General features: G+C 39.1%; 26 protein-coding genes and 2 other annotated features. Of the genes, 23 read left to right on the plus strand and 3 right to left on the minus strand.

Annotated elements, in window-relative coordinates; all coding sequences use genetic code 11:
- Positions 1–36: 36 nt before the first annotated feature.
- The 18 genes from mutM (at position 37) to FS458_RS05955 (ending at position 15,737) form a co-directional block, all read left to right on the plus strand.
- Positions 37–858 carry a DNA-formamidopyrimidine glycosylase gene (gene mutM, locus FS458_RS05870; protein WP_144698671.1) on the plus strand — a complete coding sequence of 274 codons (822 nt, stop codon included), beginning with the start codon at positions 37–39 and terminating at the stop codon, positions 856–858.
- Positions 859–919: 61 nt separating this feature from the next.
- Positions 920–1,561, plus strand: coding sequence for a sporulation membrane protein YtaF (ytaF, locus tag FS458_RS05875; protein WP_144698673.1), 642 nt, complete (start codon positions 920–922; stop codon positions 1,559–1,561).
- 16 nt (positions 1,562–1,577) lie between these two features.
- Positions 1,578–2,174, plus strand: a complete 597-nt coding sequence (gene coaE, locus FS458_RS05880) for a dephospho-CoA kinase (protein WP_144698675.1) — start codon at positions 1,578–1,580, stop codon at positions 2,172–2,174.
- A gap of 144 nt (positions 2,175–2,318) precedes the next feature.
- Positions 2,319–3,359: a glyceraldehyde-3-phosphate dehydrogenase gene (locus FS458_RS05885; RefSeq protein ID WP_144698677.1), complete on the plus strand. Its 1,041-nt coding sequence runs from the start codon at positions 2,319–2,321 to the stop codon at positions 3,357–3,359.
- 320 nt (positions 3,360–3,679) lie between these two features.
- Positions 3,680–4,063: an adenosylmethionine decarboxylase gene (gene speD / locus FS458_RS05890; RefSeq protein ID WP_066396744.1), complete on the plus strand. Its 384-nt coding sequence runs from the start codon at positions 3,680–3,682 to the stop codon at positions 4,061–4,063.
- A gap of 104 nt (positions 4,064–4,167) precedes the next feature.
- Entirely contained in the window at positions 4,168–4,563 is a 396-nt protein-coding gene (locus FS458_RS05895; RefSeq protein WP_066396743.1) for a hypothetical protein, read from the plus strand.
- 72 nt (positions 4,564–4,635) lie between these two features.
- Positions 4,636–5,097, plus strand: coding sequence for a transcriptional regulator NrdR (gene nrdR, locus FS458_RS05900; protein WP_066396742.1), 462 nt, complete (start codon positions 4,636–4,638; stop codon positions 5,095–5,097).
- A 162-nt stretch (positions 5,098–5,259) separates the two neighbouring features.
- Complete coding sequence (locus FS458_RS05905) at positions 5,260–6,648, plus strand: replication initiation and membrane attachment family protein (RefSeq protein ID WP_144698679.1); 1,389 nt, start codon at positions 5,260–5,262, stop codon at positions 6,646–6,648.
- Between the two features lie 14 nt (positions 6,649–6,662).
- Positions 6,663–7,607, plus strand: a complete 945-nt coding sequence (dnaI, locus tag FS458_RS05910) for a primosomal protein DnaI (RefSeq protein WP_066396737.1) — start codon at positions 6,663–6,665, stop codon at positions 7,605–7,607.
- 124 nt (positions 7,608–7,731) lie between these two features.
- On the plus strand, positions 7,732–8,838 hold the full coding sequence (gene mqnC / locus FS458_RS05915; protein WP_144698682.1) for a cyclic dehypoxanthinyl futalosine synthase: 1,107 nt from the start codon (positions 7,732–7,734) through the stop codon (positions 8,836–8,838).
- A 261-nt stretch (positions 8,839–9,099) separates the two neighbouring features.
- Positions 9,100–9,870, plus strand: coding sequence for a basic amino acid ABC transporter substrate-binding protein (locus tag FS458_RS05920; RefSeq protein WP_144703327.1), 771 nt, complete (start codon positions 9,100–9,102; stop codon positions 9,868–9,870).
- A gap of 18 nt (positions 9,871–9,888) precedes the next feature.
- On the plus strand, positions 9,889–10,542 hold the full coding sequence (locus FS458_RS05925) for an amino acid ABC transporter permease (RefSeq protein WP_144698683.1): 654 nt from the start codon (positions 9,889–9,891) through the stop codon (positions 10,540–10,542).
- 103 nt (positions 10,543–10,645) lie between these two features.
- Positions 10,646–11,515: a sporulation protein YtxC gene (gene ytxC, locus FS458_RS05930; protein ID WP_186320464.1), complete on the plus strand. Its 870-nt coding sequence runs from the start codon at positions 10,646–10,648 to the stop codon at positions 11,513–11,515.
- Between the two features lie 64 nt (positions 11,516–11,579).
- Positions 11,580–11,809: a binding site (T-box leader), on the plus strand.
- A 63-nt stretch (positions 11,810–11,872) separates the two neighbouring features.
- The gene (thrS, locus tag FS458_RS05935; RefSeq protein WP_144698687.1) at positions 11,873–13,783 is read left to right on the plus strand and encodes a threonine--tRNA ligase; all 1,911 of its coding nucleotides are present in this window, start codon (positions 11,873–11,875) and stop codon (positions 13,781–13,783) included.
- Positions 13,784–14,283: 500 nt separating this feature from the next.
- Positions 14,284–14,787: a translation initiation factor IF-3 gene (gene infC, locus FS458_RS05940; protein ID WP_066396718.1), complete on the plus strand. Its 504-nt coding sequence runs from the start codon at positions 14,284–14,286 to the stop codon at positions 14,785–14,787.
- 24 nt (positions 14,788–14,811) lie between these two features.
- Complete coding sequence (rpmI, locus tag FS458_RS05945) at positions 14,812–15,015, plus strand: 50S ribosomal protein L35 (RefSeq protein WP_066243622.1); 204 nt, start codon at positions 14,812–14,814, stop codon at positions 15,013–15,015.
- 37 nt (positions 15,016–15,052) lie between these two features.
- A complete protein-coding gene (gene rplT / locus FS458_RS05950) occupies positions 15,053–15,412 on the plus strand; it encodes a 50S ribosomal protein L20 (protein ID WP_066291543.1) in 360 nt (119 codons plus the stop codon).
- 73 nt (positions 15,413–15,485) lie between these two features.
- On the plus strand, positions 15,486–15,737 hold the full coding sequence (locus FS458_RS05955) for a DUF1294 domain-containing protein (RefSeq protein WP_260858479.1): 252 nt from the start codon (positions 15,486–15,488) through the stop codon (positions 15,735–15,737).
- 3 nt (positions 15,738–15,740) lie between these two features.
- On the opposite strand, the gene FS458_RS05960 is transcribed toward FS458_RS05955, so the two are convergent.
- Complete coding sequence (locus tag FS458_RS05960; protein WP_144698689.1) at positions 15,741–16,766, minus strand: cytochrome d ubiquinol oxidase subunit II; 1,026 nt, start codon at positions 16,764–16,766, stop codon at positions 15,741–15,743.
- 16 nt (positions 16,767–16,782) lie between these two features.
- On the minus strand, positions 16,783–18,123 hold the full coding sequence (locus tag FS458_RS05965; protein WP_144698691.1) for a cytochrome ubiquinol oxidase subunit I: 1,341 nt from the start codon (positions 18,121–18,123) through the stop codon (positions 16,783–16,785).
- A gap of 148 nt (positions 18,124–18,271) precedes the next feature.
- Between FS458_RS05965 and FS458_RS05970 the strand changes: the two genes are divergently transcribed.
- Both FS458_RS05970 and FS458_RS05975 read left to right on the plus strand, forming a co-directional pair.
- The gene (locus FS458_RS05970; protein WP_144698693.1) at positions 18,272–18,874 is read left to right on the plus strand and encodes a TVP38/TMEM64 family protein; all 603 of its coding nucleotides are present in this window, start codon (positions 18,272–18,274) and stop codon (positions 18,872–18,874) included.
- A 346-nt stretch (positions 18,875–19,220) separates the two neighbouring features.
- Entirely contained in the window at positions 19,221–19,721 is a 501-nt protein-coding gene (locus FS458_RS05975) for a dUTP diphosphatase (protein WP_197222673.1), read from the plus strand.
- A 48-nt stretch (positions 19,722–19,769) separates the two neighbouring features.
- On the opposite strand, the gene sspI is transcribed toward FS458_RS05975, so the two are convergent.
- On the minus strand, positions 19,770–19,976 hold the full coding sequence (gene sspI, locus FS458_RS05980) for a small acid-soluble spore protein SspI (RefSeq protein ID WP_066396708.1): 207 nt from the start codon (positions 19,974–19,976) through the stop codon (positions 19,770–19,772).
- A 105-nt stretch (positions 19,977–20,081) separates the two neighbouring features.
- On the opposite strand from sspI, the gene FS458_RS05985 reads away from it, so the two are divergent.
- The 3 genes from FS458_RS05985 (at position 20,082) to pheT (ending at position 24,656) form a co-directional block, all read left to right on the plus strand.
- Positions 20,082–20,849 carry a TrmH family RNA methyltransferase gene (locus FS458_RS05985; protein ID WP_144698697.1) on the plus strand — a complete coding sequence of 256 codons (768 nt, stop codon included), beginning with the start codon at positions 20,082–20,084 and terminating at the stop codon, positions 20,847–20,849.
- Positions 20,850–20,915: 66 nt separating this feature from the next.
- Positions 20,916–21,137, plus strand: a binding site (T-box leader).
- Positions 21,138–21,179: 42 nt separating this feature from the next.
- A complete protein-coding gene (pheS, locus tag FS458_RS05990) occupies positions 21,180–22,214 on the plus strand; it encodes a phenylalanine--tRNA ligase subunit alpha (RefSeq protein WP_144698699.1) in 1,035 nt (344 codons plus the stop codon).
- An 18-nt stretch (positions 22,215–22,232) separates the two neighbouring features.
- Entirely contained in the window at positions 22,233–24,656 is a 2,424-nt protein-coding gene (pheT, locus tag FS458_RS05995; RefSeq protein ID WP_144698701.1) for a phenylalanine--tRNA ligase subunit beta, read from the plus strand.
- The last annotated feature ends 38 nt before the right edge of the window (positions 24,657–24,694 follow it).

Genomic DNA, 24,694 nt, shown 5'->3' on the forward strand with positions numbered 1-24,694 from the left:
CCAGGGTGCTGTTTTTCTAATAAGGTTGGTGATAATATGCCTGAGTTACCTGAAGTCGAAAATGTCAAAAACACTCTGAATAAGTTTCTTCCTGGGAAGAAGATTACAGATGTGAAAATACACTGGGAAAATATTATTAAACATCCTGGGACGGACGAATTTATCTTGAAGTTAAAAGGTCAAAGTTTTCAAAATGTGTATCGAAGAGGGAAATTTTTAATCTTTCATCTTGATGAAGATGTTTTAGTATCTCATCTAAGAATGGAAGGGAAGTATGGATTGAGTCAAAGAGATGAGCCTGCTGATAAGCATACGCACGTTATTTTTCAGTTCTCTGATGGAACTGAACTCAGATATCGAGATGTGAGAAAGTTTGGGACGATGCATCTGTATCCAAAAGGAACAGAGGAAACAAATGCGCCATTAAAAACTTTAGGTATAGAACCATTATCAGATTCCTTAACAGCAGCACTTATGAAGAAGCTGTTTGCTAATCGAAAGCGCAACATAAAATCGGTATTGCTAGATCAGACACTTATTGCTGGTTTAGGAAACATCTACGTAGATGAAGTATTATTTCAAGCAGGCATTCATCCGGAGACACCAGCAAATAAATTAACACAGCACCGATTAAAAAAAATGAAAACCGCGATTACTGAAATTCTTTCGGAATCTGTGAAGCACGGAGGAAGCTCGATTCGATCTTACACGAACGCGGTGGGTGAGACAGGTGGCTTTCAGCTGAAACTGTTTGTATATGGAAGAAAAAGTGAAGAGTGCCGCGTATGTGGTACTGAGATTGAACGATTAGTTGTAGCGGGTAGAGGAACTCATATTTGTAAGACTTGTCAAAAATAAACCATTTCTGTGCTCCTTTCATATACTACGTTTACCGTTAACTGAAAGGAGTACAGGAACAATGGTGGCTTACTCATTTGTTTTGTTGGCACTAGCCGTCAGCCTGGACAGTTTTGGAGCCGGATTAACGTATGGAATGAAATCCATTAAAATTCCTTTTCGCTCCATTATCATTATCGCAATATGTTCAGCTGTTACCTTTTTACTTTCGATGTTGCTTGGATTTACGTTAGAACAATTTATTTCACCTAAGACAGGTGAGATATTGGGAGGCGTGATTCTTCTTGGAATCGGAATCTACTCTCTATGGCAGGTTTTCTTACCAGAGAAAGAGAACGTTGAGTACTTGGAAAAAGAACCTAAGAACATTGTGCTTTTTGAAATCAAATCGTTAGGAATTGTCATACACATTCTAAAGAAACCAGTTATGGCTGATATTGATAAGTCTGGATCTATTACGGGCTTAGAAGCCGTACTGCTTGGAATAGCATTATCGCTGGATGCTTTTGGAGCAGGAATAGGAGCCGCACTCATTGATTTGTCACCTTCGCTAACAACCATTACAATTGCGTTGATGAGTGCTTTATTCTTATGGGGTGGTATGATACTGGGATTATATCTTTTTAACAAAACAAACTGGATGAAGGGATTATCTATTCTACCAGGAGTTCTGTTGATCGTAATGGGATTATTAAAAATGTAACACTGGAGGATAACTAGTGATTATTGGATTAACGGGAGGCATTGCTACAGGGAAATCAACAGTCAGCAACATCATTAAGAGTCAAGGAATTCCTGTAGTTGATGCCGATATTATATCTAGAGAAGTTGTTATGCCAGATAAAGAAGCGTATAGGAAGATCGTTGCCAGCTTTGGTGAAGAGATACTAAATGATGACAAGACAATAAATAGATCAGGATTAGGAGAAATCATCTTTAACGATTCAGAAAAAAGAACGATGTTGAACGAGATTGTTCATCCTGCTGTAAGAAAAGAAATGAGACGGCAAGCAGATGCTTATCAACGTTCGGGTGAGTCATTAGTGGTCATGGATATACCACTCTTATTTGAGAGTAACCTGACACATATGGTTGATCGAACGTGGTTAGTCTATGCTGCACCAGAACTGCAACTTCAAAGATTGATCAACCGTGACCATTTTTCAGAGAAGCAAGCGCTGTCTAGAATACATTCACAGATGCCGATTACAGAGAAAAAGGAACTGGCGGATGTTGTCATCATGAATAATGGCTCTCTTGCAGAATTAGAAAATGATGTTCTATTATTACTTAAGCAAACAAAAAAACAGACCTGATAACTAATTCAGGTCTGTTTTTATCTATATAAGCCCTTTTTCAGCCTAATTTAAATAAAAGTATGTTCTTTTCAACCACGAATATGATATACTAATTACAGATAGATACAAGTTAGAGTATAACACATTGGAAGGAGCAGCTTCATGAAAGCAAAAATTGCAATTAATGGCTTGGGGAGAATCGGAAGAATGGTCTTTCGCAAAATGATGGAGAACGATGAATTTGAGGTTGTAGCTGTTAATGCCAGCTATCCAGCCGAAACTCTTGCTCATATGGTTAAATACGATTCTATACATGGAACGTATCCTGGAGAAGTTGTTGCTGGTGAAGATGCCCTTTTTGTTAATGGAAAAAAAGTTCAATTAGTTAACTCTCGCGATCCTCGTGAGCTACCTTGGGGCACGTTAGACGTTGATATTGTTATAGAAGCAACAGGTAAATTTGTTTCACAAGAATCTGCTGGTCTTCATATTGAAGCAGGTGCAAAGAAAGTAATTATTACTGCACCAGGGAAAGACGAAGATATTACAATTGTTATGGGAGTAAATGATAGCGATTACATTTCTTCAAAACACCATATAATTTCTAATGCATCGTGTACAACGAATTGTTTGGCACCTGTGATTAAAGTTCTTGATGATCAGTTCGGGGTACAATCGGGCATGATGACGACTGTACATGCGTATACGAATGATCAGAAGAATATTGATAATCCTCATAAGGACTTAAGACGTGCACGTGCATGCGGAACATCGATCATTCCAACTTCTACAGGTGCTGCAAAAGCAATATCAAAAGTCTTGCCTCACTTAGAAGGTAAACTGAATGGTATGGCACTCAGAGTTCCAACACCTAATGTATCTTTAGTTGATGTTGTTGTAGAATTGAAGACTCCTGTATCGAAAGACCAAGTTAATCACGCATTCCAATCAGCTTCTGAAGGTTCAATGCGTGGAATTTTAGGGTACAGTGATCTGCCGTTAGTATCGATCGATTATAATGGAAATGAAAACTCATCAATCGTAGACGGCTTATCAACGATGGTGATGGATGGAAACAAAGTTAAGGTCCTTGCTTGGTACGACAATGAATGGGGTTATTCATGCCGAGTAGTAGATCTAGCGAAACATGTAAGTGTTGCTTTAAATATTCCAGTACAAGAAAAAAATGTTTCTGTATCATAAAAACATTAGTAAAAATAGATAAATGAGTAAGGGCTGGATTACACATCAGCTCTTTTTTGCGTTTCAACGCACCAGTATATTTCGATTGATCTTTATACTTAAAAAACAATAAAAAATTGATTCGAAAAAATTTGCCTATAGTTATTGCAAATAAATTTTAAAAGAAGTATACTATGATTCGTGAACTTCAAATAAAGCAAACAAAGGCATTGAATGCTACTTAAAGGGTTAGGACCTCTTTGGACTAACTTGCCCCCGTGGTAGATGTTCGATACCGCATGCTTGAAGGCATGATTATTTTTAAAAGGGGGACTATGCTAATGGATACAATGGGAAGACACGTAATTGCTGAGTTATGGGGTTGTGATTCTGAAAAACTAAATGACATGAAATTTATTGAAGAGACATTCGTTGACGCTGCATTGAAAGCAGGTGCAGAAATTCGTGAGGTTGCTTTTCATAAATTTGCTCCACATGGTGTAAGTGGAGTTGTTATTATCTCTGAATCTCATCTAACTATTCACAGTTTTCCTGAGCATGGTTATGCAAGTATTGATGTATATACGTGTGGAGATCGAATTGATCCTAACGTTGCTGCTGATTACATTTCAGAGGCACTTGGCGCTAAAAAGCGCGAAAACTTGGAAGTTCCTCGTGGAATGGGTCCAATTTCTGTTGCCAAATCAAAAGTTACTGCTCAATAATTTAAAACAGAATGTACGTGAGGTGTGAGAAATCACACCTCTTTTTTATTTCACTCATTATAGGGAATAATAGGATACAAATTATATTGCTTTGGAGGACTACTATGTTTAGAAAACTTCAAAATCTAATGGAAAATCATGCGGAAACGAGTGAACAGCATGTGGACGAAAGACTTAGAACCCATTATTTTAAAGCTAATAAACCAGAAGTTATGAAAGTGATCAAACAGATCCTAGATGAAGACACCAATTTTCATGAACTTGGTTTTTCAGAAGAAAGGGGAGAAGTTACGTTTGAAGTCAGACAGCCTAAGAGTGCGTTTGTTGTTATTAGTGTAGTAACAGTTAGAGCGAATCGAACTGCTGTAGATCTGAACGTTTCAACAGAATCTGCTCTTCCTTTTAATTTTGGTAACAATCAAAGGCTAATTGTTAATATTTATGAGATCTTAAAAGAAAAACTAACGTTTGTAGGGACGTCAATGGCTGAAAAATTGTAGGAATAGCTTGTCACATTCCTCCCTTTTCTTTAAGATAGATAGAGAATAGAAAATTTTTTGGGGATGATTACAATGAGGTGTCCTACTTGCCAGCACAACGGAACAAAAGTGCTTGATTCAAGACCCGTACATAGCGGAAGATCCATTCGCCGCAGAAGGGAATGTGAATCTTGCAGCTATAGATTTACTACATTTGAAACGGTAGAACAAACACCGCTTATCATTGTTAAGAAGGGCGGAGAACGAGAAGAGTTCAGCCGTGAAAAGATCCTTAGAGGGCTTATTAAAGCTTGCGAAAAAAGGCCAGTCCCCTTGGAAACGCTTGAAAATATAGTAGATAGCATTGAAAAGGAATTGAGGAATTCAGGTGCATCAGAAGTTTCAAGTACAGCCGTTGGTGAACAGGTGATGGAACATCTGTCTAAAACGGATGAGGTTGCTTATGTAAGATTTGCCTCTGTATACCGTCAATTTAAAGATATCAATGTTTTTATACAGGAATTGAAAGAACTGATTAACAAGGAGGAGCGTTAAAGCGTATCTTAGACTGCTTAACGCTCTTTTTATACAAATCTTAATCCGTATTCTATTGTGTTAGATAACGGCTAAATAATATGAACAAATGACTCTGGCTGACGATACTTACATCCGTCGGCCAGCTTACTTTAAAGACTTTATTAACAAAGGGTGAAAACGATGACGGTACATTTTCAAGAAGTTGTGCCCGTTGATACGTATTCCGTCCAGTGCAAGGGTATGTTGCATGAAATAGATCATAAAGTTCTTACCATGCTGTATCAGCCGTTGGTTGGCGCATTTGCACATAGTTTATATATGACATTATGGTGCGAAGTAAATATGGATCGACAGACACAAAAACATCAGCACCTTATGAACGTAACTCAGTTCTCGCTAAAAGATATTTTGGCGGGAAGAAAGAAGCTAGAAGCGATTGGTCTCTTGAAGACTTTTAAGAAAGACGGTGATAGTTCAAGGGAGTACGTTTATGAGCTTCAACTCCCACTTTCGCCAAATGCTTTTTTTACAGATGGCTTTTTAAGCATTTATCTTTTTAATCGTTTAGGAAAAGCGAAATTTACTGAAGTTAGAGAGTCCTTTTATATCGCTCAAACCGATGTGTCGGATTATAAAGAGGTTACAGCATCGTTCAGTGATGTGTTTACTTCTTTACACCCGTCTGAAATGTCATCGAAGAGTTATGCAGAGATTAACGAAAACGTTCTTCCAGAAGATGTCTCTTTACATGAAAAAGGCATTCATGGGAAAGTTGTATTGAGTGAATCCACCTTTGATTTTGAAGCGATGGTGAATCAGATCTCATCTTTTATCGTGCCTAAAGAGGTGATCACCCCAAAATTAAAGGAAGCTATCTATAAGCTAGCATATATCTATCAGTTACAACCGATGGATATGAGTAAACAGATTCAAAACGTATACTACTCGACTGGAGAAATTTCTGCAGAGAGTTTAAGGAAAGAAATTCAGAAATGGTATCGATTTGAGCATGAAGAAGGACTACCGGTTCTAGCGTTAAAAACGCAGCCTGTTCCACTAAAGGCTCTTCATGGCATGCAGCCTCAATCAAAAGAAGAAGAACTTATCAAATACTTTGAAGAAGTATCACCTTATCGTTTATTAGAAGATTATTCAGGTACAACTCCTTCAGAAGTAGATTTGAAGCTCGTTGCCTATTGTATGATCGATCAGAATCTAACACCAGGCGTTACGAATGTTCTTTTAGATTACGTTTTATCTGAAAATGATATGAAGCTTGCAAAAGGATTGATCGAACGGATCGCTTCACATTGGGCTCGCAAAAGAGCACAAACGGTCATAGAGGCAATGACTTTAGCACGCGATGAAAAACGAAAATATAAAGAATGGCAAGAGAAGAAGGTAAATTCGGGCTCTTATAATAAGGGTAATAAGAAGAGTAATGTTACTGTTCCTGATTGGCTGAAACAGGATAAAGTATCTGCTGATCAGACTGGTGATGCAAACACAGATACTACAGAGGATGAGAACCGTAAATGGCTTGAGAGTTTGTTAAATAGTTCGAAATAAAGGGGGGAAATAACATGGAATCCATAAAGGAATCTGTTAAAAATATGCCGGGGTTTGATAAGTTTCAGGAAAGATTTGAGCAAATGAAGCAACAAGTACTTACAGACCCTGGAGTCATGCGTTTTCTACGAGAGAACCCTGACATATCAGATGTCCATGCGGAAAAATTATTGTCCAGTTTTTACACCTTTAAGAACGAACAGCATGCTTGCCGCAATTGTCCAGGTTTAGAGAATTGTCCTAACCTTATGCAAGGGTATCGTTCTGAACTAACGAAAGTGAGACAAACAGTAGAACTAAGATACAAACCTTGTGAACTAAAAGTCATCGATGAACAAAAGAAATCCATGACTTCATTGATTAAGAGTTACTTTATACCGAAAGAAATCCTTGAAGCGAGATTTGATCGTTTGTACAAACATAGTATTGATGAAACAAGACGTAACGCGATCTCGAAGGCTTATGAATTTGTTCAGATGGCTGGTTCTGGTCATCAAGCAAAAGGAATCTACTTCTATGGAAAATTTGGTGTTGGTAAAACATATCTGTTAGGTGCTATCGCGAATGGTTTAGCTGAGAAAGGCGTCCACTCATTAATTATTCACACACCAGAGTTTCTTCGCGAAATGAAATCTTCCCTTTCTGACGGGACATTTGACTCTAAGATGGAACTGTTAAAGACCGTTCCGGTTCTCATGCTTGATGATCTTGGTGCTGAAAACATGACGAACTGGGTCAGAGACGAGATTATTGGCGTTATTCTTCAATATCGAATGATGGAAAAACTGCCTACTCTCTACACGTCCAACTGTGATTATGATATGCTGCAGCAACATTTATCGTATTCCCAAAAAGGCGGACTCGATGAACTGAAAGCTCTCAGAATCATGGAGCGGATCAAACACTTAAGTACTCCGATTTTTATGGGTGGAAATAAAAACTTCAGAGAAGATTATTAATACAGTTTCTGCTCTTTTAAAGGGCAGGAGCTTTTTTCTTGAAAACACAAAGCTGTCTCTTCTACTAAAATATGATAGGATAAGAACAGACAAGATCTTAAGACATTGTATTCGGAGGTTACCGATGAGTATAGAATCTATTTTACAAAAAGCTTTAGATGGCGAACGTTTATCGGTAGAAGATGCCGTTAAACTTTATGAAAGTGATGAAGTAGAACGCATGGGAGAAGTTGCGGATATTATTATGAAAAGGTGGCATCCTGAACCGATTACCACTTTCGTAATTGGCCGTAACGTAAACTATACAAATTTTTGTGATACATATTGCAGATTCTGCGCGTTCTATAGAGCGCCAGGAAGCAGCGAAGGTTATGTGTTGGATGATGAAGTGATCTTCCAAAAGATACAAGAGACAGTTGATGTAGGTGGTACAGAAATTCTTATGCAAGGTGGAACAAATCCTAACTTGCCATTCAGCTACTATACGGACTTGTTAAGAGAGATCAAAAAGCGCTTTGACATCACAATGCATTCCTTTTCTCCTGCAGAAGTTTGGAAGATGGTTGAAGTGTCTGGTCTATCTCTAGAGGAAGTGCTCCGAGAACTGAAAGAAGCCGGGCTTGATTCTCTTCCTGGAGGCGGAGCAGAAATTTTAGATGACCGCACCCGTAAGAAAATCAGCAGACTAAAAGGCTCGTGGACAGAGTGGATCGACTGCATGAAAACAGCTAAAAAAGTTGGACTGCATTCTACTGCTACGATGGTTATTGGATTTGGAGAAACATTCGAAGAACGCGCTCTTCATCTACAACGTGTTCGTGATGCACAAGACGAGACAGATTGTTTCTTAGCTTTCATCTCTTGGACGTTCCAGCCGGATAACACGAACATGAAGGCTGAAAAGACAACTCCGAGAGAATATCTGAAGAATGTTGCGATCTCTCGAATCTTCTTAGATAACATACCTAACTTCCAATCTTCTTGGGTTACGATGGGGCCAGAGGTTGGTAAAAAATCTCTTCACTATGGCTGCAACGATTTTGGAAGCACGATGATGGAAGAGAACGTTGTTTCAGCAGCTGGAACGACTCACAAAGTAAACACGAACTTAACGCTGCGACTGATTCGTGAAGCAGGTAAGATACCAGCACAAAGAAATACAAAATACGAAACACTTCGTGTATTTGAGGACGAAGAAAAAGCTGAAAAAGATTTTGTGATGCAAAACTAACAGCGGAGCACTCGGCATATTTATGTCGAGTGCTTTTTTCATTCGAATTGGATGGATGATCTCAGCTTTAAAGATTGTCCTTTAGGCACATACAGAATATTAAGGATACAAATGACTCCAAGACGGGGTCTTTTGTTTTATATCCAAAATAGTATGGAGTGACTTTCGTATTAAAAATAATTATTGTAATTTTCCTTATATTTAAAATTTTGTGTATAATATAAGAATATTTAGAATAAAGGGGGAAATGTAAGAATGGAAATGAAACGGAAATTTAAAATGGGATTAATAGGTTTATCAGCTGCGTTCTTAGTTGCTTGCTCTTCGGGGTCTGGTGATAAGTTGACGGTGGGAACCGATGCAGCATACGCCCCCTTCGAATCCTTAGATGGAGATAAAATTGTAGGATTCGACGTTGATCTGCTAGATGCGGTGATGAAAGAAGCAGGATTGGAGTATGAATTAGAAAATAAAGGATGGGACCCGTTATTTATCGCTCTTCAGAATGAAGAAGTAGATGCAGGAATCTCTGCTATTACGATAAATGACGATCGTAAGAAAAGTTATGATTTTTCTTCACCATACTTTGAATCGATCAACATGATTTTAGCAAAAGAAGGAACATCGATTAAGAGTGCAAAGGACTTAGAGGGAATGAAGGTAAGTGTGCAGAACGGAACGACCGGACAAGCAGCACTCGAAAAAATGTTTGGTAAAAGTGAAAACATAAAGAAATATGAAAACAATGTATTAGCGATACAAGCTCTATTAAATGGTGAAGTAGAAGCTGTAGTTGCGGATAACGCTGTAGTACAAGAATATGAAAAGAATAATCCTGATAAAAAACTCGTAACCATCAGCGATAAAGAAAATTTTGAGAGCGAATTTTATGGAATTATCTTCCCTAAAGATGGTGAACATCAAGAAGAGATTAACAAAGCGATGAAGAAAATTATCGATGATGGAAAATATGCTGAGATCTATAAAAAATGGTTTGGTGAAGAACCAAATGTAGATGTGCTGAAACAATAACATTCTCAGGAGGTCTTCATGGAATACTCTTTACAGATTATCAGTGATTACATGCCCTTGTTTTTAAAAGGAACATGGGTAACCGTACAGTTATCATTTTTGGCGATTCTATTCGGTACGATATTAGGTTTATTCATCGGACTCGGCAAAATGGTGAAGAATCCATTTATTAATCTTCCTTGCATGTGGTATATCAGTTTCTTTCGAGGCACACCGTTGCTGGTTCAGATCCTTTTGATCCATTCAGCGCTCATGCCACTATTCATGAAGCCGCCGAACGTTTTCATTTCAAGTGTTCTGGCTCTTTCGCTTAATGCTGCTGCTTATATCGCAGAGATTTTTAGAGCAGGAATTCAATCGATCGATAAAGGGCAGATGGAAGCGGCGCGCTCGCTCGGTATGAATCATATACAGGCTATGAAACATGTCATTCTGCCGCAAGCGTCCAGAAGAATGATCCCGCCTCTAGGTAACGAGTTTATTGTGCTGATTAAAGATTCATCACTCGTTTCCATTATTGCTACCCCTGAATTAATGTATTATGCGAGAGCGATGATGGGTCAATACTACCGACCGTGGGAGCCTTACATGACAGCCGCTTTAATGTACTTAATCTTAACGCTTGGGATGGCGTTTATCTTATCGAGAATTGAGCGTAAATTTGTTTATTGAAACAACCCTATCTCCAGGGTTGTTTTTTCTTTTCTAAGTAACATGTTTTAGGACCTCGTCCCATATAGTGTATTATTGAGGATTTTATATGGGGGGGACTTATTTGGTCGCGATTGCTTTTTCACACCCATCAGATGGTATAGCTGTTTTGAAGAAAATGATTCGAATAGCAGCTGAGCATAAAATAAACCCTTCCTTTGCCAAATTATCTGAAGCTTCTTCTAAAATTCTTGAATTGCACATACAGGAGAGAAAAACGGTCATATTGGATGTGTTAACAGAATTTACTCGAAACAAAGTAGAGGATATTTGTTTGAAGGAAATGATTGAACAAGCATTTTGTTACAGCGATTCAGCAGAGCAAAAAGAGATCTTATCTATCACTAAAAGCATCATTCTTGGAGAGATCGAAGGAATACCTGATGTTAAACACCTGCCAAGCTTAAATGATCTGATCCGAAGGCAATGGGATTCGATTATTGACGCAAAAACAGATTTCTTAGAATTTGAATCCTTTATAAAGTTTAGGTTGAAAGAGTATTTAGCAACTTTACTGAAGATTGTTGAATGTGCGATTGATGAGTACAAGTTAGAACTTGAGTACCAAATGTTCGTAGAGCAGTTAAGGACATGCATAACGAAACAGAGATCGTTTACTTCAGCGGATATCGTCATTGTTTTCGAACAAGAGCAAATACTCCTTTTTGATGAAGATCAAAAACAGTTAACACACACTGAACTGATGATGTTCCATGAAAAGGCGCTGCGGCTAACGAATGTAACGAATCTAGACGAAAGACTTTTAGGTCCATTAGTTGGAATCTCACCAAATTCCGCTAGGATTTATGCTTATGATATTGATCATCCATTGCTTCAAACGATAAAAAACATCTTTCAAGAAAAAGTTACGATCACACCAATTGATAGGATGTCCTACAGAGAACATTGGTCTTACCGTAAAAAAAAGTCATAAACTTACAGAGTCCTCTTGCTTTTTGAAAAACGACTGCATATAATAGATGTATAATTTTATCATTCAATCTGTATTGATAAGGACAAGAAGCATGTTTTTACGGTTCATAGAGAGGGAAGTCTTGGCTGAAAGCTTCCTAACACGGAAAAATGCTTTACCACCTTGGAACTTCAGCGGTGAACATTTTTAGTAATCGCTGACGGTCGCAGTCCGTTACACTGTCCGAGTGCCGATTGGCTTGTTTAAAGTTGTCGGAACAAGGGTGGAACCACGAGATGATCACTCGTCCCTTCTATAGGGACGGGTGTTTTTTGTTTTCAATCAGATAAGAACCTAGTAAAAAAGGAGATGTTTTATATGTCGTCAATTTCAATCAAGTTCCCTGACGGTTCAGTCAAGGAATTTCCTAAAGGTGTTACTTCTGAACAAGTAGCAGAGAGTATCAGCCCGAGTTTAAAGAAAAAAGCAGTTGCAGGGAAAGTAAACGGACAATTATATGATTTTTCACGTCCTATTGAAGAAGATGCATCAATCGAGATCGTGATGCAGGATTCTAAAGAGGGTCTTGAAATGACAAGACACTCAAATGCCCATTTACTTGCTCAAGCACTTAAGCGTCTTTACCCAGACGTGAAACTTGGGATTGGACCAGTTATCGATAACGGGTTCTATTATGATGTAGACATGTCTCATAACTTAACACCAGAAGACCTGCCTGCGATCGAGAAAGAAATGAAGAAGATCGTAAACGAAAACCTTCCGATCGTACGCAAAGAAGTTAGTCGAGAAGAAGCCCTTGAGATATACGAAAAATTAAACGATCACTTAAAGCTTGAGTTGATCCGAGACCTTCCTGAAGGTGAAAAGATCACGATCTATGAGCAAGGTGAATTCTTTGACCTTTGCCGTGGGCCACACGTTCCTTCAACAGGGAAGATCAAAGCTTATAAATTGATGAGTATCTCTGGTGCATATTGGCGTGGAGACAGCGACAACCAAATGCTTCAACGTATTTATGGTTCAGCGTTCTTAAGCCAAAAAGACCTTGATGAGTATCTTCACTTTATTGAGGAAGCTCAAAAACGTGATCATCGTAAACTCGGAAAAGAATTAGAGTTATTCATGTTCTCAGAAGAAGCACCAGGAATGCCTTTCTATCTTCCTAACGGTCAGACAATCCGTACAGAGCTTGAGAACTTCTCTCGCGAACTTCAACGTCAAGTGGATTATGACGAAGTACGTACTCCGTTTATGATGAATCAGCGTCTTTGGGAACAATCGGGTCACTGGGATCATTATCATGAAAACATGTATTTCTCTGAAGTAGATGATACAAAATTTGCGATGAAGCCGATGAACTGCCCAGGCCACATGTTGATCTTTAAGAACAAACTACATTCATATAGAGATCTTCCGGTACGTATGGCCGAGTTCGGTCAAGTACATCGTCACGAATATAGCGGTGCACTAAACGGTATGATTCGTGTTCGTACGTTCTGCCAAGATGATGCGCATATCTTTGTGACACCACAGCAGATCGAAAGTGAGATTAAAAATGTATTTAAGTTAGTTGATAAAATCTACAGCACGTTTGGTTTCGAATATTCTGTAGAACTTTCAACTCGTCCAGAAGATTCTATGGGTGATGACCGTTTATGGGAACAAGCTGAGGGTGCATTGAAAAACGTTCTAGAAGATCTAGGGATGAACTATCATCTGAACGAGGGAGATGGAGCGTTCTACGGTCCGAAGATCGATTTCCATATTAAAGATGCTCTTAAAAGAAGCCATCAGTGTGCAACGATTCAGCTGGACTTCCAGATGCCAGAAAAGTTCGATCTAACGTATGTAGATGAAAACAACCAAAAGGTTCGTCCAGTCGTTATTCACCGTGCTATCTATGGTTCGATCGACCGTTTCTTAGGAATTTTGGTTGAGCACTTTGCTGGAGCGTTCCCAACTTGGTTAGCGCCTGTACAAGTGAAACTAATACCAGTATCAGATGTTCATAATGAATACGCGTATAAGCTTCAAGAAGATTTGAAGCAGCATGCAGTACGTGTTGAGATCGATACTAGAAACGAAAAGATCGGCTACAAGATCCGTGAAGCACAGATGAAGAAGATTCCTTACATGCTTGTTCTAGGTGATAAAGAGATCGAAGACAATGCTGTTAACGTTCGTAAATATGGTGAGCAAAAGTCAGAGACTGTTTCTTATGAAAATTTCCGCGATAAGATTTTAGCTCAAATTAATGAAAAGAGATAAGGTTATTGAGAGAGCGGCCAATGTTGAATTGGCCGTCTTTTTTAAAGGAAATTGAAAAGTGGACAGTAAAATGCTCAATGTGGACAGTAAATTACTGAAAGTGGACAGTATTTACTCAAGAGTGGATAGTAAAACTACAAAACAAAAAAGCAAATAAAAAAACTCTTGCATTCCTTTCGTAAACGAAGTAAAATTAATTTCGTTGCTGTTATTACATTCGTTGTTTGACACGCATATCTCCAATGTGTTATAGTATGTAAGGTTAATAAAATAAGCAAAAGCATCAAACAAGCAGAAGCACCCGCTTCTCACCTGACTCGACGTCCTGAGTGACTGTTGATGGGTAGATGGATATTCAGGCATGTCAAAGTGTACATAGCCGGTTTACTATGTGTGGGTGATCGTTGCGCCGACGCTTTTTTTATTTGCAGAAATAACAAGTCGAGTGTTTTAAAACACTCACTGAAAAAATTTGGAGGTGACTTACTATTAGTAAGGACATGTCTGTCAATGAAGGTATTCGTGCTCGTGAGGTTCGCTTAATCGGTCCTGATGGAAGCCAGCTTGGCATTAAATCTAGACAAGAAGCTTTGGATCTCGCTACAAACGCAAATCTTGACCTTGTACTCGTTGCTGCAACTGCTAAACCGCCAGTATGTCGTATCATGGACTACGGTAAGTTTAAATACGAGCAACAACGTAAAGATCGTGAAGCACGAAAAAATCAAAAGGTCATTACGACTAAAGAGATTCGTCTAAGTCCAACGATTGAGGAAAACGACTTTAATACAAAGCTTAGAAATGCACGTAAGTTCCTTGAAAAAGGTGACAAAGTAAAAGCAAGTATTCGTTTCCGTGGACGTGCAATCACTCATTCTCAAATCGGAAAAACGGTATTGGAAAAGTTAGCGAAAGAATGTGAAGATCTTTCTACGGTTGAAACGAAGCCGAAGATGGAAGGTCGTAGCATGTTCCTTATCCTTGCACCTAAAGCCGAAAAATAATTTTTACCAGGGAGGATAACCATTATGCCTAAAATGAAAACTCATAAAGGTGCTGCGAAGCGCTTTAGAAAAACTGGATCAGGTAAATTAAAGCGTGCTCGCGCTTATACTAGTCACTTGTTTGCTAACAAGTCAACTAAAGCTAAGCGTAAGCTTCGTAAAGCGAAACTTGTTCACAGCGGTGACTACAAGCGTATCCGCACATTGTTAACTTACAAAAAACGTTAATCGTCATTAATCGATTTAATAATAGGAGGTTTTTAATATGCCAAGAGTAAAAGGTGGCTATGTAACACGTCGTCGTCGTAAGAAAGTTCTTAAACTAGCTAAAGGCTATTTCGGTTCCAAACATAAATTATTTAAAGTAGCACAACAACAAGTATTCAAATCACTTATGTACGCTTACCGTGACCGTCGTCAAAAGAAGCGTGACTTCCGTAAGCTTTGGATCACTCGTATCAACGCTGCTGCTCGTACAAACGGTCTTTCTTACAGCCGTTTAATGCACGGTCTTAAACTTGCAGGTATCGACATCAACCGTAAGATGCTTTCTGAAATTGCTATCACAGACGAAAAAGCTTTCGCTGAATTAGCTTCAAAAGCAAAAGACAGCCTAAAAGCTTAAGTAGAAAAAAAGAAAAGATCATTTCCTCATTTGATGGAGATGATCTTTTTTCATTCTGAAGGGAAACAACAAGGTGTTAATCATATATCTAATCATTTTAAACGTAGCCGCTTATTATGTTATGAAAAGAGACAAGTTATCTGCTAAAAAAGGCGAATGGCGTACACCTGAAGCGAGGCTTTGGCTGATCGCTGTTATTGGTGGAGCACCGGGTATGTGGCTTGCTATGAAAAAGTTACGTCATAAGACTAAGCATCCCTCGTTTCGTTACGGGCTGCCTCTTTTAAGTATGTTTATAACGGTTTTAGCAGGCTGGTTTATATAGAAACTATTCTTGTTGAAGATATCGTTTGTCTTTTAAGAACAACCTCCAGAAAATATAGAAACCTGGTGCCAAGATGGCGAGACCAACGATATACATAATCATTAATGAATAAAATGTTTCTGGTGCAGTAAACGCCTCATAGATCGTTAAATCAGGATATACGATATAAGGCAGATGAGCTAATCCATAACCTACGCTTGCAAGACCATATTGTAAAACAGTTGCTAATAGTGTAAGACGCGGCCGTCCAATTCCTGGGCGGTTTTGTTTTGGCCACCATAGAGAAAAGTATGCAATAAGAAAGGCGACCAATGATAGAATAAACCAGATTTTTTGATCCATTAGATTATCAATAAGCCAGCGCGATTCTGGTGTTATAAATAGTAATGTGAAAAGAGCGGATATTAGCGTCAGTGGTCCTAACAGAATCGCATTGCTCCGATATAACCTATATGCATCCTCTTTTTTAGAGACTCTTGCGTAATCTGCTAAAAACAGTGATGAAAGATACAACTCAGATGTAAGGCCGAATAGCACGTACAAATAGAGTGTTGGACTTGTGAGCAGCTTTGAGAGCAATAAGCTCTGTGTATCTCCATCAACAGCGATAAATCCACCTTGTGAGATAGGAAGCACGGCAATTAGCAGGGATGGAATAAGCAGGCCAGAGATGCCTGAGATAATAAACATCGTTCGGCGATATCCTTGAACGGAATAGGAGAACACCATAAATGCACTCCGGATAGCAAGTAAGAAGAGAATCAAAGAAACTGGAACGAGCATGACCGTTCCGAGAGTATATGCTCCTTTAGGAAAGAAGCCCACGAACGCAACCACTAAAAGAACTAAGAAAGTGTTTGTAATTTCCCAAGTGGGGGACAAGAAACGATTTGCGATTCTTCCAGCCATCGTCTTATGATTGTTATAGATCATCGCCCAGAATCCAGCCCCAAAATCGATCGAACCGAATATGCTATAGATAAATATAAAGGTCCACATCATCAGAATCGCTAAAACTTCTTCGCTCATCCTTCATTCCTCCTTTCTAACTCTGAAGTTTTTCCATATCTTTTGAAACAGGGTTTCGTTTGAAATAAGCTGTTAAAATTAAAACGGTTAACACGCTGAGTAGCGCATATAAGCCTAAGAATAACAGGAAGAGCACGCCAAGGTCTTCATTCTTAGTCGCAGCTTCGGCCGTCGTCTGAACGCGATAGATAGTCCATGGTTGTCTTCCACTACAGCTAAATACCCAGCCGAACTCAATGCCGAGCATAGAAAGTGGTCCGGATAAAACAAGAGACCATAACAGCCACTTTGGAAAAGGTTTTCCTTTTCTTTTTACGAAGAACCACCAATAGGCTAAAGCAACTGCTGCAAGCCCTAATAAAAGTGTTCCAATCCCTACCATTAAGTTAAAGAGCGTGTGTACATAAAAAGGTGGCCATGTTTCTCGAGGAAACTCGTATAGTCCTTTTACCTCAGTATCGAACTTTCCAGCAGCAAGCCAACTAAGTGCCCAAGGGATTTCGATTCCGTATTTCACTTCCTCGGTCTTTGGATCTGTATAACCTCCTATAGCAAGTGGTGCATACCTTTGAGTCTCAAACAGCCCTTCTGCTGCTGCTAGTTTTTCAGGAGAATGTTGGTGCAGAATCTGTGCTGAATGATGCCCAGAAACTGCAGAGACAAAGCTCATCAAAAGAGCGACGGTAAGAGACATGAACAACCCTTTTAAGTGATAAGCTCGTTCGCGTTCAGGTCTCTTCTTTAAAAGTTTAAACGCTGCTACAGAAGCAACGGCAAAAGCGCCGGTCATATAAGCCGTGATGGCAACGTGAAAGGAAGAGGATAGAAAGCTAGGATTGAAGAAAGCATCCCAAGGGGAGACATCATAGATCGTCCCATCTGGTTTGATCTTAAATCCATCCGGTGTATTCATCCACGTATTAACGGCTGAAATTAAGATGGCGGACGCAACAGCTCCTAGTGCTACAAAGAATACAGAGATCAAACGGAAGTATCTCGGTAACCTGTCAGCCGCATATACGTAAATAGACATGAACAAGGCTTCTAAAAAGAAAGCAAAAATTTCAATCTGAAAGGGAAGGGAGATAACCTTTCCTACGATTTCCATAAATCCTGGCCACAACAAAGATAATTGTACGCCGACGATCGTCCCTGATGGAATAGCCACCCCTAACAAAACAGCAAACGCCTTTGTCCAGCGCTTAGCCATGATGGCGTAATCATTGTCACCTTTCACTTGATGTATGATTTCGGCGATAACGATCATCAAAGGAAGACCTACACCAAGTGTTGCAAATATTATATGAAAACCTAGTGATGTACCAAAGAACGCTCTCGCAAGTACAACTGTATCCATGATCGGACTCCTCCTAAGAAACTAAGAACTATGTAAGCAAACAATCTATATTTAAGGTGTCAAAAAGAAGTAGTGTTTATGCATACGAACATTCTGTCATACAGAGCTCGTCTTCTGTCATATGCTGACTTAAAGGGGGGATGAGTGCGTGTTAGACAATAGTAGTGTGTTCATCGAGGTGCTCAAGTTCAGTGGAATCTTTGCCCCTTTATTGTTCATTCTTCTCCAAGCGTTTCGACAGTTCTTTTTTCTTCCGGTTGGCTTGATCTGTCTTACAGGCGGCATCTTGTTTGGAGCAGTTGCAGGCGCGTTCTATTCAGTCATCGGAATTACGCTTTCGAGTGTTCTTTTCTACTGGGGAATGAAAAGTATGCCGAAACTGATGAAAAAAGTAAAAAAGCTGCAAAAAAAGTGGATTGGAAAACGTATGCCGTTCTCGGTAGGTCAGATTGCAATTTTAAAAATGATTCCCTTTATGCATTTTCATCTTTTGAGTCTATGCTTGATCGAGATTTCATCAAATTTTAAAGAGTATACAAAGGCTAGTATCATATCGAACGTTCCGATCGCTATTCTTTATTCTTCATTCGGTTCGGTGTTGCTTTCTCTATCGCTCGTTACTTCTGCAGCTATTATTATCGTCTTGTCTGTATTGTTTTACTTATTGAGAAGAAAAGAATGGGTGATCAAATGGAGTGAGTTCTTTGAGGAAGAGATAGAAGAACAGCAAAAACAACGCATGCCTGCATAGTGGAAACTGAAGTAAAATAAAAAAAGTAAGGTAAAAAACATGGGTTTCATATGTAATTTCATGCGAAGCGCATGTTTTTTTTTGTTAAAAAAGAAAAATCTGTGAAATTCAACCGGTTTGCATATCGCCTTCATAAGTTAAGTAGAAGATGTTAATTCTTTAAATTTGATGGATAATCCGGCTAGATTCCAAAATAATCCAGCGAGTTTATGCGATAATCCGGCGAGTTTTTGCAATATAGCGGCGAGTTTACAATTTTCGACATGAATTTTACTTTTGCATTAGAAATTCATCCTCGAATGTAGGACTAGTTAACGTTATAATAGCTTAGGAATGAAAGGCAGGGATGAACGTGAAAATTGAAGAACTCTTTTCCATGCAGAACGAATTAAATATGCGCATAGTAAAAGAACATAATCTTGATAACTCATCATTATTTGAACAGAGAAGATTAGCATTTCTTGTTGAGCTTGGTGAACTAGCGAATGAAACAAGATGCTTTAAATATTGGAGTAAACGTCCTGCTTCTGAAAAAGAAGTAATTTTAGAAGAATATGTAGACGGACTACATTTTGTCTTATCGATAGGATTAGATTTGGGCTTTAAAGAGGTTGAAATAACCAATGAGGTTGATCTTGGCGAGAAGATGGACAAGATAGATATCAATACTTTATTTTTAACTCTATATCAATCGGGGTCTAAATCTTTATTAATCGAAGAATTCCAATCGTTTTTTGACACATTTTTAGGGCTCGGTGTGAAACTCGGCTTTTCTTTTGAAGAGATCGAAGAAGCTTACCTTTCAAAAAATAGAGTAAATCATGAACGTCAAGATACGGGCTATTAATAAAACAATTAACTTTAAACAAAAATAAAAAACCCGGGGAACCGGGTTTTACTTCAAGCCGTCTGAAAGTGTGTTTAAAATTTCTTCTTTCTTTTGCTGATCAGAGTTTTTCCAGATCACTTCAAAAAGAACACCAAGACCAGGAAGCATTTTTTCTTCTCCACTCTCGATGGCATCTACGATCGTATCTTGTAACTGTTCTTTATTGTTGCCAGTAACGTTATGCAATACAGCTTTTCTTAAGTCTAGATTCATGGATATGCACCTCTATTAATTTTTTCTTTTTTTATTGTGTACGTTCTGAGCATGTTTTATGAGAAAAAAGTAAAATATTTATGATTTAAAGGAGAACAATTGAATATGAAGCACATTGAATCAGAGTCCAACGCTTCCTTGAAGCAATGGAAAAAACTTCATACAAAAAAAGAACGTGAAAAATCAGGAACATTCTTACTTGAAGGTCCTCATCTTATAGAAGAAGCAATCACGTCTGGAGCAAAACTTCAACATGTAATCGTGGAAGAAAATTTTGAGATCAATGAAGTGTGGTTAAAGGAAAAATTCACGCTTTGGTCTGTTCCGGCTAAATTGATGAAACAGCTATCTGAAACCGAGAAACCACAAGGTATCATAGCCGTTTGTGAGATGATGGAGCAATCTGAAGAACTTATCAAAAAAGGTGGACGATATCTCTTAATCGATGGCGTTCAAGACCCAGGAAATCTTGGAACGATCATTCGAACAGCTGATAGTGCTGGCCTTGATGGTGTATTTTTAGGTGAGGGTACAGCGGATCTTTATAATGGTAAAACCGTTCGATCAACGCAAGGTTCTTTATTTCATCTGCCAATCGTTAAAGCGAACTTGTTAGAGATTATTGAGCGCTGTAAGGAGCATGATCTGCCGGTATTATCGACTTCACTTCAAAATTCTGTGGATATGCGAGAAACGCCTGAAGTAGATGGATTTGCTTTGATCATGGGCAATGAAGGCGCAGGTGTGCAGGAGATCCTTCAACAGGAATCAACATTGAATGTGAAAATTCCGATCTTCGGCAGTGCGGAGTCCCTGAACGTTTCAGTAGCAACAGGTATCCTTTTGTATGAATTACAGCGAAATAGAACGTAATTTGTGACATAGCGTTGCAATTATAGAATTTTTTCATATATAATGAAAAAGATGAATGGAATAGTATTAAAAACGAAGATGGAGAAAAGTAGGTAATGATTCCGCCAAAAAGGGAGGAAATGTCTTAGACTGTGAGCATTTCTTTGGTAGGTATTATTGAATTCACTCCTGAGTTGTCACCTGAACTGTTAAGTAGGGCTGACCGGTGAAGAGCCGTTATTAAAATGAAGTGAACAGTGTATTTTTCATTGTTAAATTGGGTGGTACCGCGAACTCCTCGTCCCTTATTGGATGAGGAGTTTTTTATATTTTTTTAGGAGGGGTTGCACGGTGAAAGACCGTTTAGAAGCTCTAAAAGTTGAAGCGATCGGCCAGATTAAAGAAGCCCAAGATCTAAAAGATCTGCAAGCTGTTAAGGTAGCTTATTTAGGTAAGAAAGGACCCATTACGGAAGTATTAAAAGGAATGGGGAAATTGTCTGCTGAAGAAAGACCTGTAATTGGCGCTTATGCCAACGAAGTTCGTGACAGCATCCAACAAGAACTAGATAAAAAACAAAGCGAACTGGAGAATGCAGCGATCGCAGAAAAACTTTCAAAAGAAACGATCGATGTGTCATTACCAGGAAGACCTGTAAAGAAAGGAAATCCTCATCCGTTAACAGCTGTTGTTACTGAGATTGAAGATCTTTTCTTGAGCATGGGCTTCACGATCGCTGAAGGACCAGAAGTAGAAACGGACTATTATAATTTTGAAGCGTTAAACTTGCCAAAGGGACACCCTGCTCGAGATATGCAGGACTCATTCTTCATTACAGAAGATATCCTTCTTCGTACACAAACATCACCTGTTCAAGCGCGTACGATGGAAAAGCATGAAGGAGAAGGACCTGTGAAGATCATTTCTCCTGGTAAGGTTTACCGAAGAGATAACGATGATGCTACACATTCACATCAGTTCATGCAGATCGAAGGACTCGTTGTCGACCAAAACGTTCGTTTAAGTGACTTAAAAGGTGTGCTTGAAACGTTCGCCAAAAAAATGTTCGGTGAAGATCGTAAAATTCGTCTTCGTCCAAGTTTCTTCCCTTTTACAGAGCCATCTGTCGAAATGGATATCTCTTGCTTTAAATGTAGCGGAAAAGGCTGTTCGATCTGTAAGCAAACAGGTTGGATTGAGATTTTAGGAGCAGGTATGGTTCATCCGAACGTGCTTGAGATGGCAGGGTTCGATTCAAAGAAATATACAGGTTTTGCATTTGGTATGGGACCTGAGCGTATCGCGATGCTCAAATATGGGATTGATGATATTCGTCATTTCTATGCGAACGATATCCGGTTTTTAAAACAATTCAAAAATGCATAACTTGAGGAGGGGAATTATATGCTAATCTCTTATAACTGGCTAAAAGAATATGTAAACGTAGAAATCTCACCGTCTGAACTCGCAGATAAAATTACAAAAAGCGGTATTGAAGTCGAGATGGTCGAGTCACTAAATAAAGGAATCAGTGGAGTAGTTGTTGGATATGTGGAAGAATGCATCCAGCATCCTAACGCTGACAAGCTTAGAGTTTGTAAAGTAGATGTAGGTCAAGGTGAAGTCTCACAGATCGTGTGCGGTGCACCAAACGTAGCTCAAGGCCAAAAAGTGGCTGTTGCTGTACCTGGAGCGGTTCTTCCAGGTAACTTTAAAATAAAAAAAGCAAAACTTCGCGGTGAAGAATCTCACGGAATGATTTGTTCACTTACAGAGTTAGGTGTAGATACTAAATTAGTACCAAAAGAATATGCAACAGGAATCTTTGTGATGCCAAGTGACGCAGAGCCTGGAAGTGATGCATTAGAATACTTAAATTTGAATGACCATGTATTAGAACTTGGACTTACACCAAACCGAGCTGATTGTCTGAACGTGATCGGTGTAGCGAATGAAGTAGCTGCGATCTTAGAACAAGAAGTGAAACTTCCAAACACATCGATCAAAACGTCTGAAGAGAAAGCAGGAGAATTTATCTCTGTTCAGATCGAATCACTTGAAGATAACCCATATTACGGAGCGATGATCATCCGTGATGTTAAAATTGGTCCTTCTCCGCTTTGGATGCAGAATCGCCTTATGGCATCGGGCATCCGTCCGATCAATAACATCGTTGATATCACAAACTATGTACTTCTTGAGTATGGTCAGCCTTTACATGCCTTTGACTATAACCGATTAGGCTCAAAAGAGATCGTAATCCGCCGTGCAACAGAAGGTGAACACATTCAAACGCTTGACGATCAAGATCGTAAACTTAAAGAAACTCACTTAGTGATCACAAATGGAAAAGATCCGATTGCAGTAGCTGGTGTTATGGGCGGGGCTACAAGTGAAGTCCAATCTGACACAACAAACGTATTATTAGAGGCAGCATATTTTGCTTCAGGTCGTGTAAGAGCAGCTTCTAAAGACCTTGGTTTACGAAGTGAAGCGAGTTCGAGATATGAAAAAGGCATCGATCGTAACCGAGTATATGCTGCAGCAATGAGAGCTGCTAGCCTTATGGCGGAACTTGCTGGAGGCAAAGTTGCTGAAGGAATCGTTGAGGCTGGTAAGCGAGAAGTTAACACTTACAGCGTCAAGATGGATGTATCTAGAATGAATAATCTTTTAGGAACAGAGATCACATCTGAACAGACTGGATCTATCTTTAAGCGTTTAGGTTTTAGTTATAAAGAATCTGACGGACAGTTCGAAGTAAACGTTCCTTCCCGCAGACCAGACATAACGATCGAAGCGGATTTGATTGAAGAAGTAGGACGTATCTATGGATATGACCGTATCCCAACTACGTACCTTTTATCTGAAGCGCGTCCTGGTGGCCTAACGAAGAATCAGGCACAACGCCGTAATATCAGAACGTATCTAGAAGGTGCTGGGCTATATCAAGCTGTTACTTACGCATTGACTACTCCTCTAAAGTCTACTCATTTTTCGTTCAGCAAGGAGAAGGTTTATCCGATCTCAGTTGCGCATCCGATGAGTGAAGAGCGCAGTACGTTAAGAATGAGTTTATTGCCGCAACTTTTAGAAGTGCTTCAATACAACAGAAATCGCTCAATGGAAGACCTCGCTATCTATGAGATGGGATCTGTCTTCATCAATCGCCAAGAAGTATTAACAGATCTTCCTGAAGAGTATGTGTTCGTTTCAGGCGCTGTTACAGGTGTGTTTAACGAGCATCTTTGGCAAGGAGAGAGAAAGACTGTTGATTTTTATGTGTTAAAAGGGATCTTAGAAGGTCTCATGGGTGAATTGAACCTTTCTGAGCGTATCACCTATGAAGCTGGAGAAATTGAGAACATGCATCCAGGAAGAACAGCGATCGTGAAACTTGATGGCATTTCTGTAGGATTTGTAGGTCAGCTTCACCCAGCTCTTCAAAAAGAGTTGGATGTAAAAGATACGTATGTGTTCGAGTTGAACGCAACTAGTCTTTTAGAGAAGGAAACAGATCAGATGGTCTATCAAACATTGCCGCGTTATCCTTCGATTACACGAGATATCGCTCTTGTTGTTGATCAAGAACTTCCAGCAGGAGACCTGACAACTGTAATTCAAGCTGCAGGTGGAGAGCTGTTAAAAGAAGTAAATCTTTTTGATCTGTATGAAGGAGAAAAGATGGAAGAAGGCAAGAAATCACTTGCATTCTCACTGAAATATTTTGATCCAGAACGAACGTTAACAGATGAGGAAGTTGTAACGGCGCATAACCGCGTATTAAAGAGCTTAGAAGAACGCTTTGGCGCTCAGCTAAGAAAATAATTGTTGAAGAAGCTGGTTCATCAAGAGATGGCCAGTTT

The sequence above is a fragment of the Fictibacillus phosphorivorans genome (assembly GCF_007673525.1).
GTDB classification, from domain to species: Bacteria; Bacillota; Bacilli; order Bacillales; family Fictibacillaceae; genus Fictibacillus; species Fictibacillus phosphorivorans_C.

What these genes read in the sequence shown, in the direction of transcription:
- ytaF (WP_144698673.1), top strand. Translation starts at nt 920, where the DNA reads ATGGTGGCTTACTCATTTGTTTTGTTGGCACTAGCCGTCAGCCTGGAC.
- FS458_RS05960 (WP_144698689.1), bottom strand. Translation starts at nt 16,766, where the DNA reads ATGAGCGAAGAAGTTTTAGCGATTCTGATGATGTGGACCTTTATATTT.
- FS458_RS05895 (WP_066396743.1), top strand. Translation starts at nt 4,168, where the DNA reads ATGTTTAGAAAACTTCAAAATCTAATGGAAAATCATGCGGAAACGAGT.
- FS458_RS05925 (WP_144698683.1), top strand. Translation starts at nt 9,889, where the DNA reads ATGGAATACTCTTTACAGATTATCAGTGATTACATGCCCTTGTTTTTA.
- dnaI (WP_066396737.1), top strand. Translation starts at nt 6,663, where the DNA reads ATGGAATCCATAAAGGAATCTGTTAAAAATATGCCGGGGTTTGATAAG.
- nrdR (WP_066396742.1), top strand. Translation starts at nt 4,636, where the DNA reads ATGAGGTGTCCTACTTGCCAGCACAACGGAACAAAAGTGCTTGATTCA.
- FS458_RS05885 (WP_144698677.1), top strand. Translation starts at nt 2,319, where the DNA reads ATGAAAGCAAAAATTGCAATTAATGGCTTGGGGAGAATCGGAAGAATG.
- rplT (WP_066291543.1), top strand. Translation starts at nt 15,053, where the DNA reads ATGCCAAGAGTAAAAGGTGGCTATGTAACACGTCGTCGTCGTAAGAAA.
- thrS (WP_144698687.1), top strand. Translation starts at nt 11,873, where the DNA reads ATGTCGTCAATTTCAATCAAGTTCCCTGACGGTTCAGTCAAGGAATTT.
- FS458_RS05965 (WP_144698691.1), bottom strand. Translation starts at nt 18,123, where the DNA reads ATGGATACAGTTGTACTTGCGAGAGCGTTCTTTGGTACATCACTAGGT.
- pheT (WP_144698701.1), top strand. Translation starts at nt 22,233, where the DNA reads ATGCTAATCTCTTATAACTGGCTAAAAGAATATGTAAACGTAGAAATC.
- FS458_RS05985 (WP_144698697.1), top strand. Translation starts at nt 20,082, where the DNA reads ATGAAGCACATTGAATCAGAGTCCAACGCTTCCTTGAAGCAATGGAAA.
- rpmI (WP_066243622.1), top strand. Translation starts at nt 14,812, where the DNA reads ATGCCTAAAATGAAAACTCATAAAGGTGCTGCGAAGCGCTTTAGAAAA.
- mqnC (WP_144698682.1), top strand. Translation starts at nt 7,732, where the DNA reads ATGAGTATAGAATCTATTTTACAAAAAGCTTTAGATGGCGAACGTTTA.
- FS458_RS05975 (WP_197222673.1), top strand. Translation starts at nt 19,221, where the DNA reads ATGAACGTGAAAATTGAAGAACTCTTTTCCATGCAGAACGAATTAAAT.
- FS458_RS05905 (WP_144698679.1), top strand. Translation starts at nt 5,260, where the DNA reads ATGACGGTACATTTTCAAGAAGTTGTGCCCGTTGATACGTATTCCGTC.
- FS458_RS05920 (WP_144703327.1), top strand. Translation starts at nt 9,100, where the DNA reads ATGAAACGGAAATTTAAAATGGGATTAATAGGTTTATCAGCTGCGTTC.
- infC (WP_066396718.1), top strand. Translation starts at nt 14,284, where the DNA reads ATGTCTGTCAATGAAGGTATTCGTGCTCGTGAGGTTCGCTTAATCGGT.
- sspI (WP_066396708.1), bottom strand. Translation starts at nt 19,976, where the DNA reads ATGAATCTAGACTTAAGAAAAGCTGTATTGCATAACGTTACTGGCAAC.
- speD (WP_066396744.1), top strand. Translation starts at nt 3,680, where the DNA reads ATGGATACAATGGGAAGACACGTAATTGCTGAGTTATGGGGTTGTGAT.
- mutM (WP_144698671.1), top strand. Translation starts at nt 37, where the DNA reads ATGCCTGAGTTACCTGAAGTCGAAAATGTCAAAAACACTCTGAATAAG.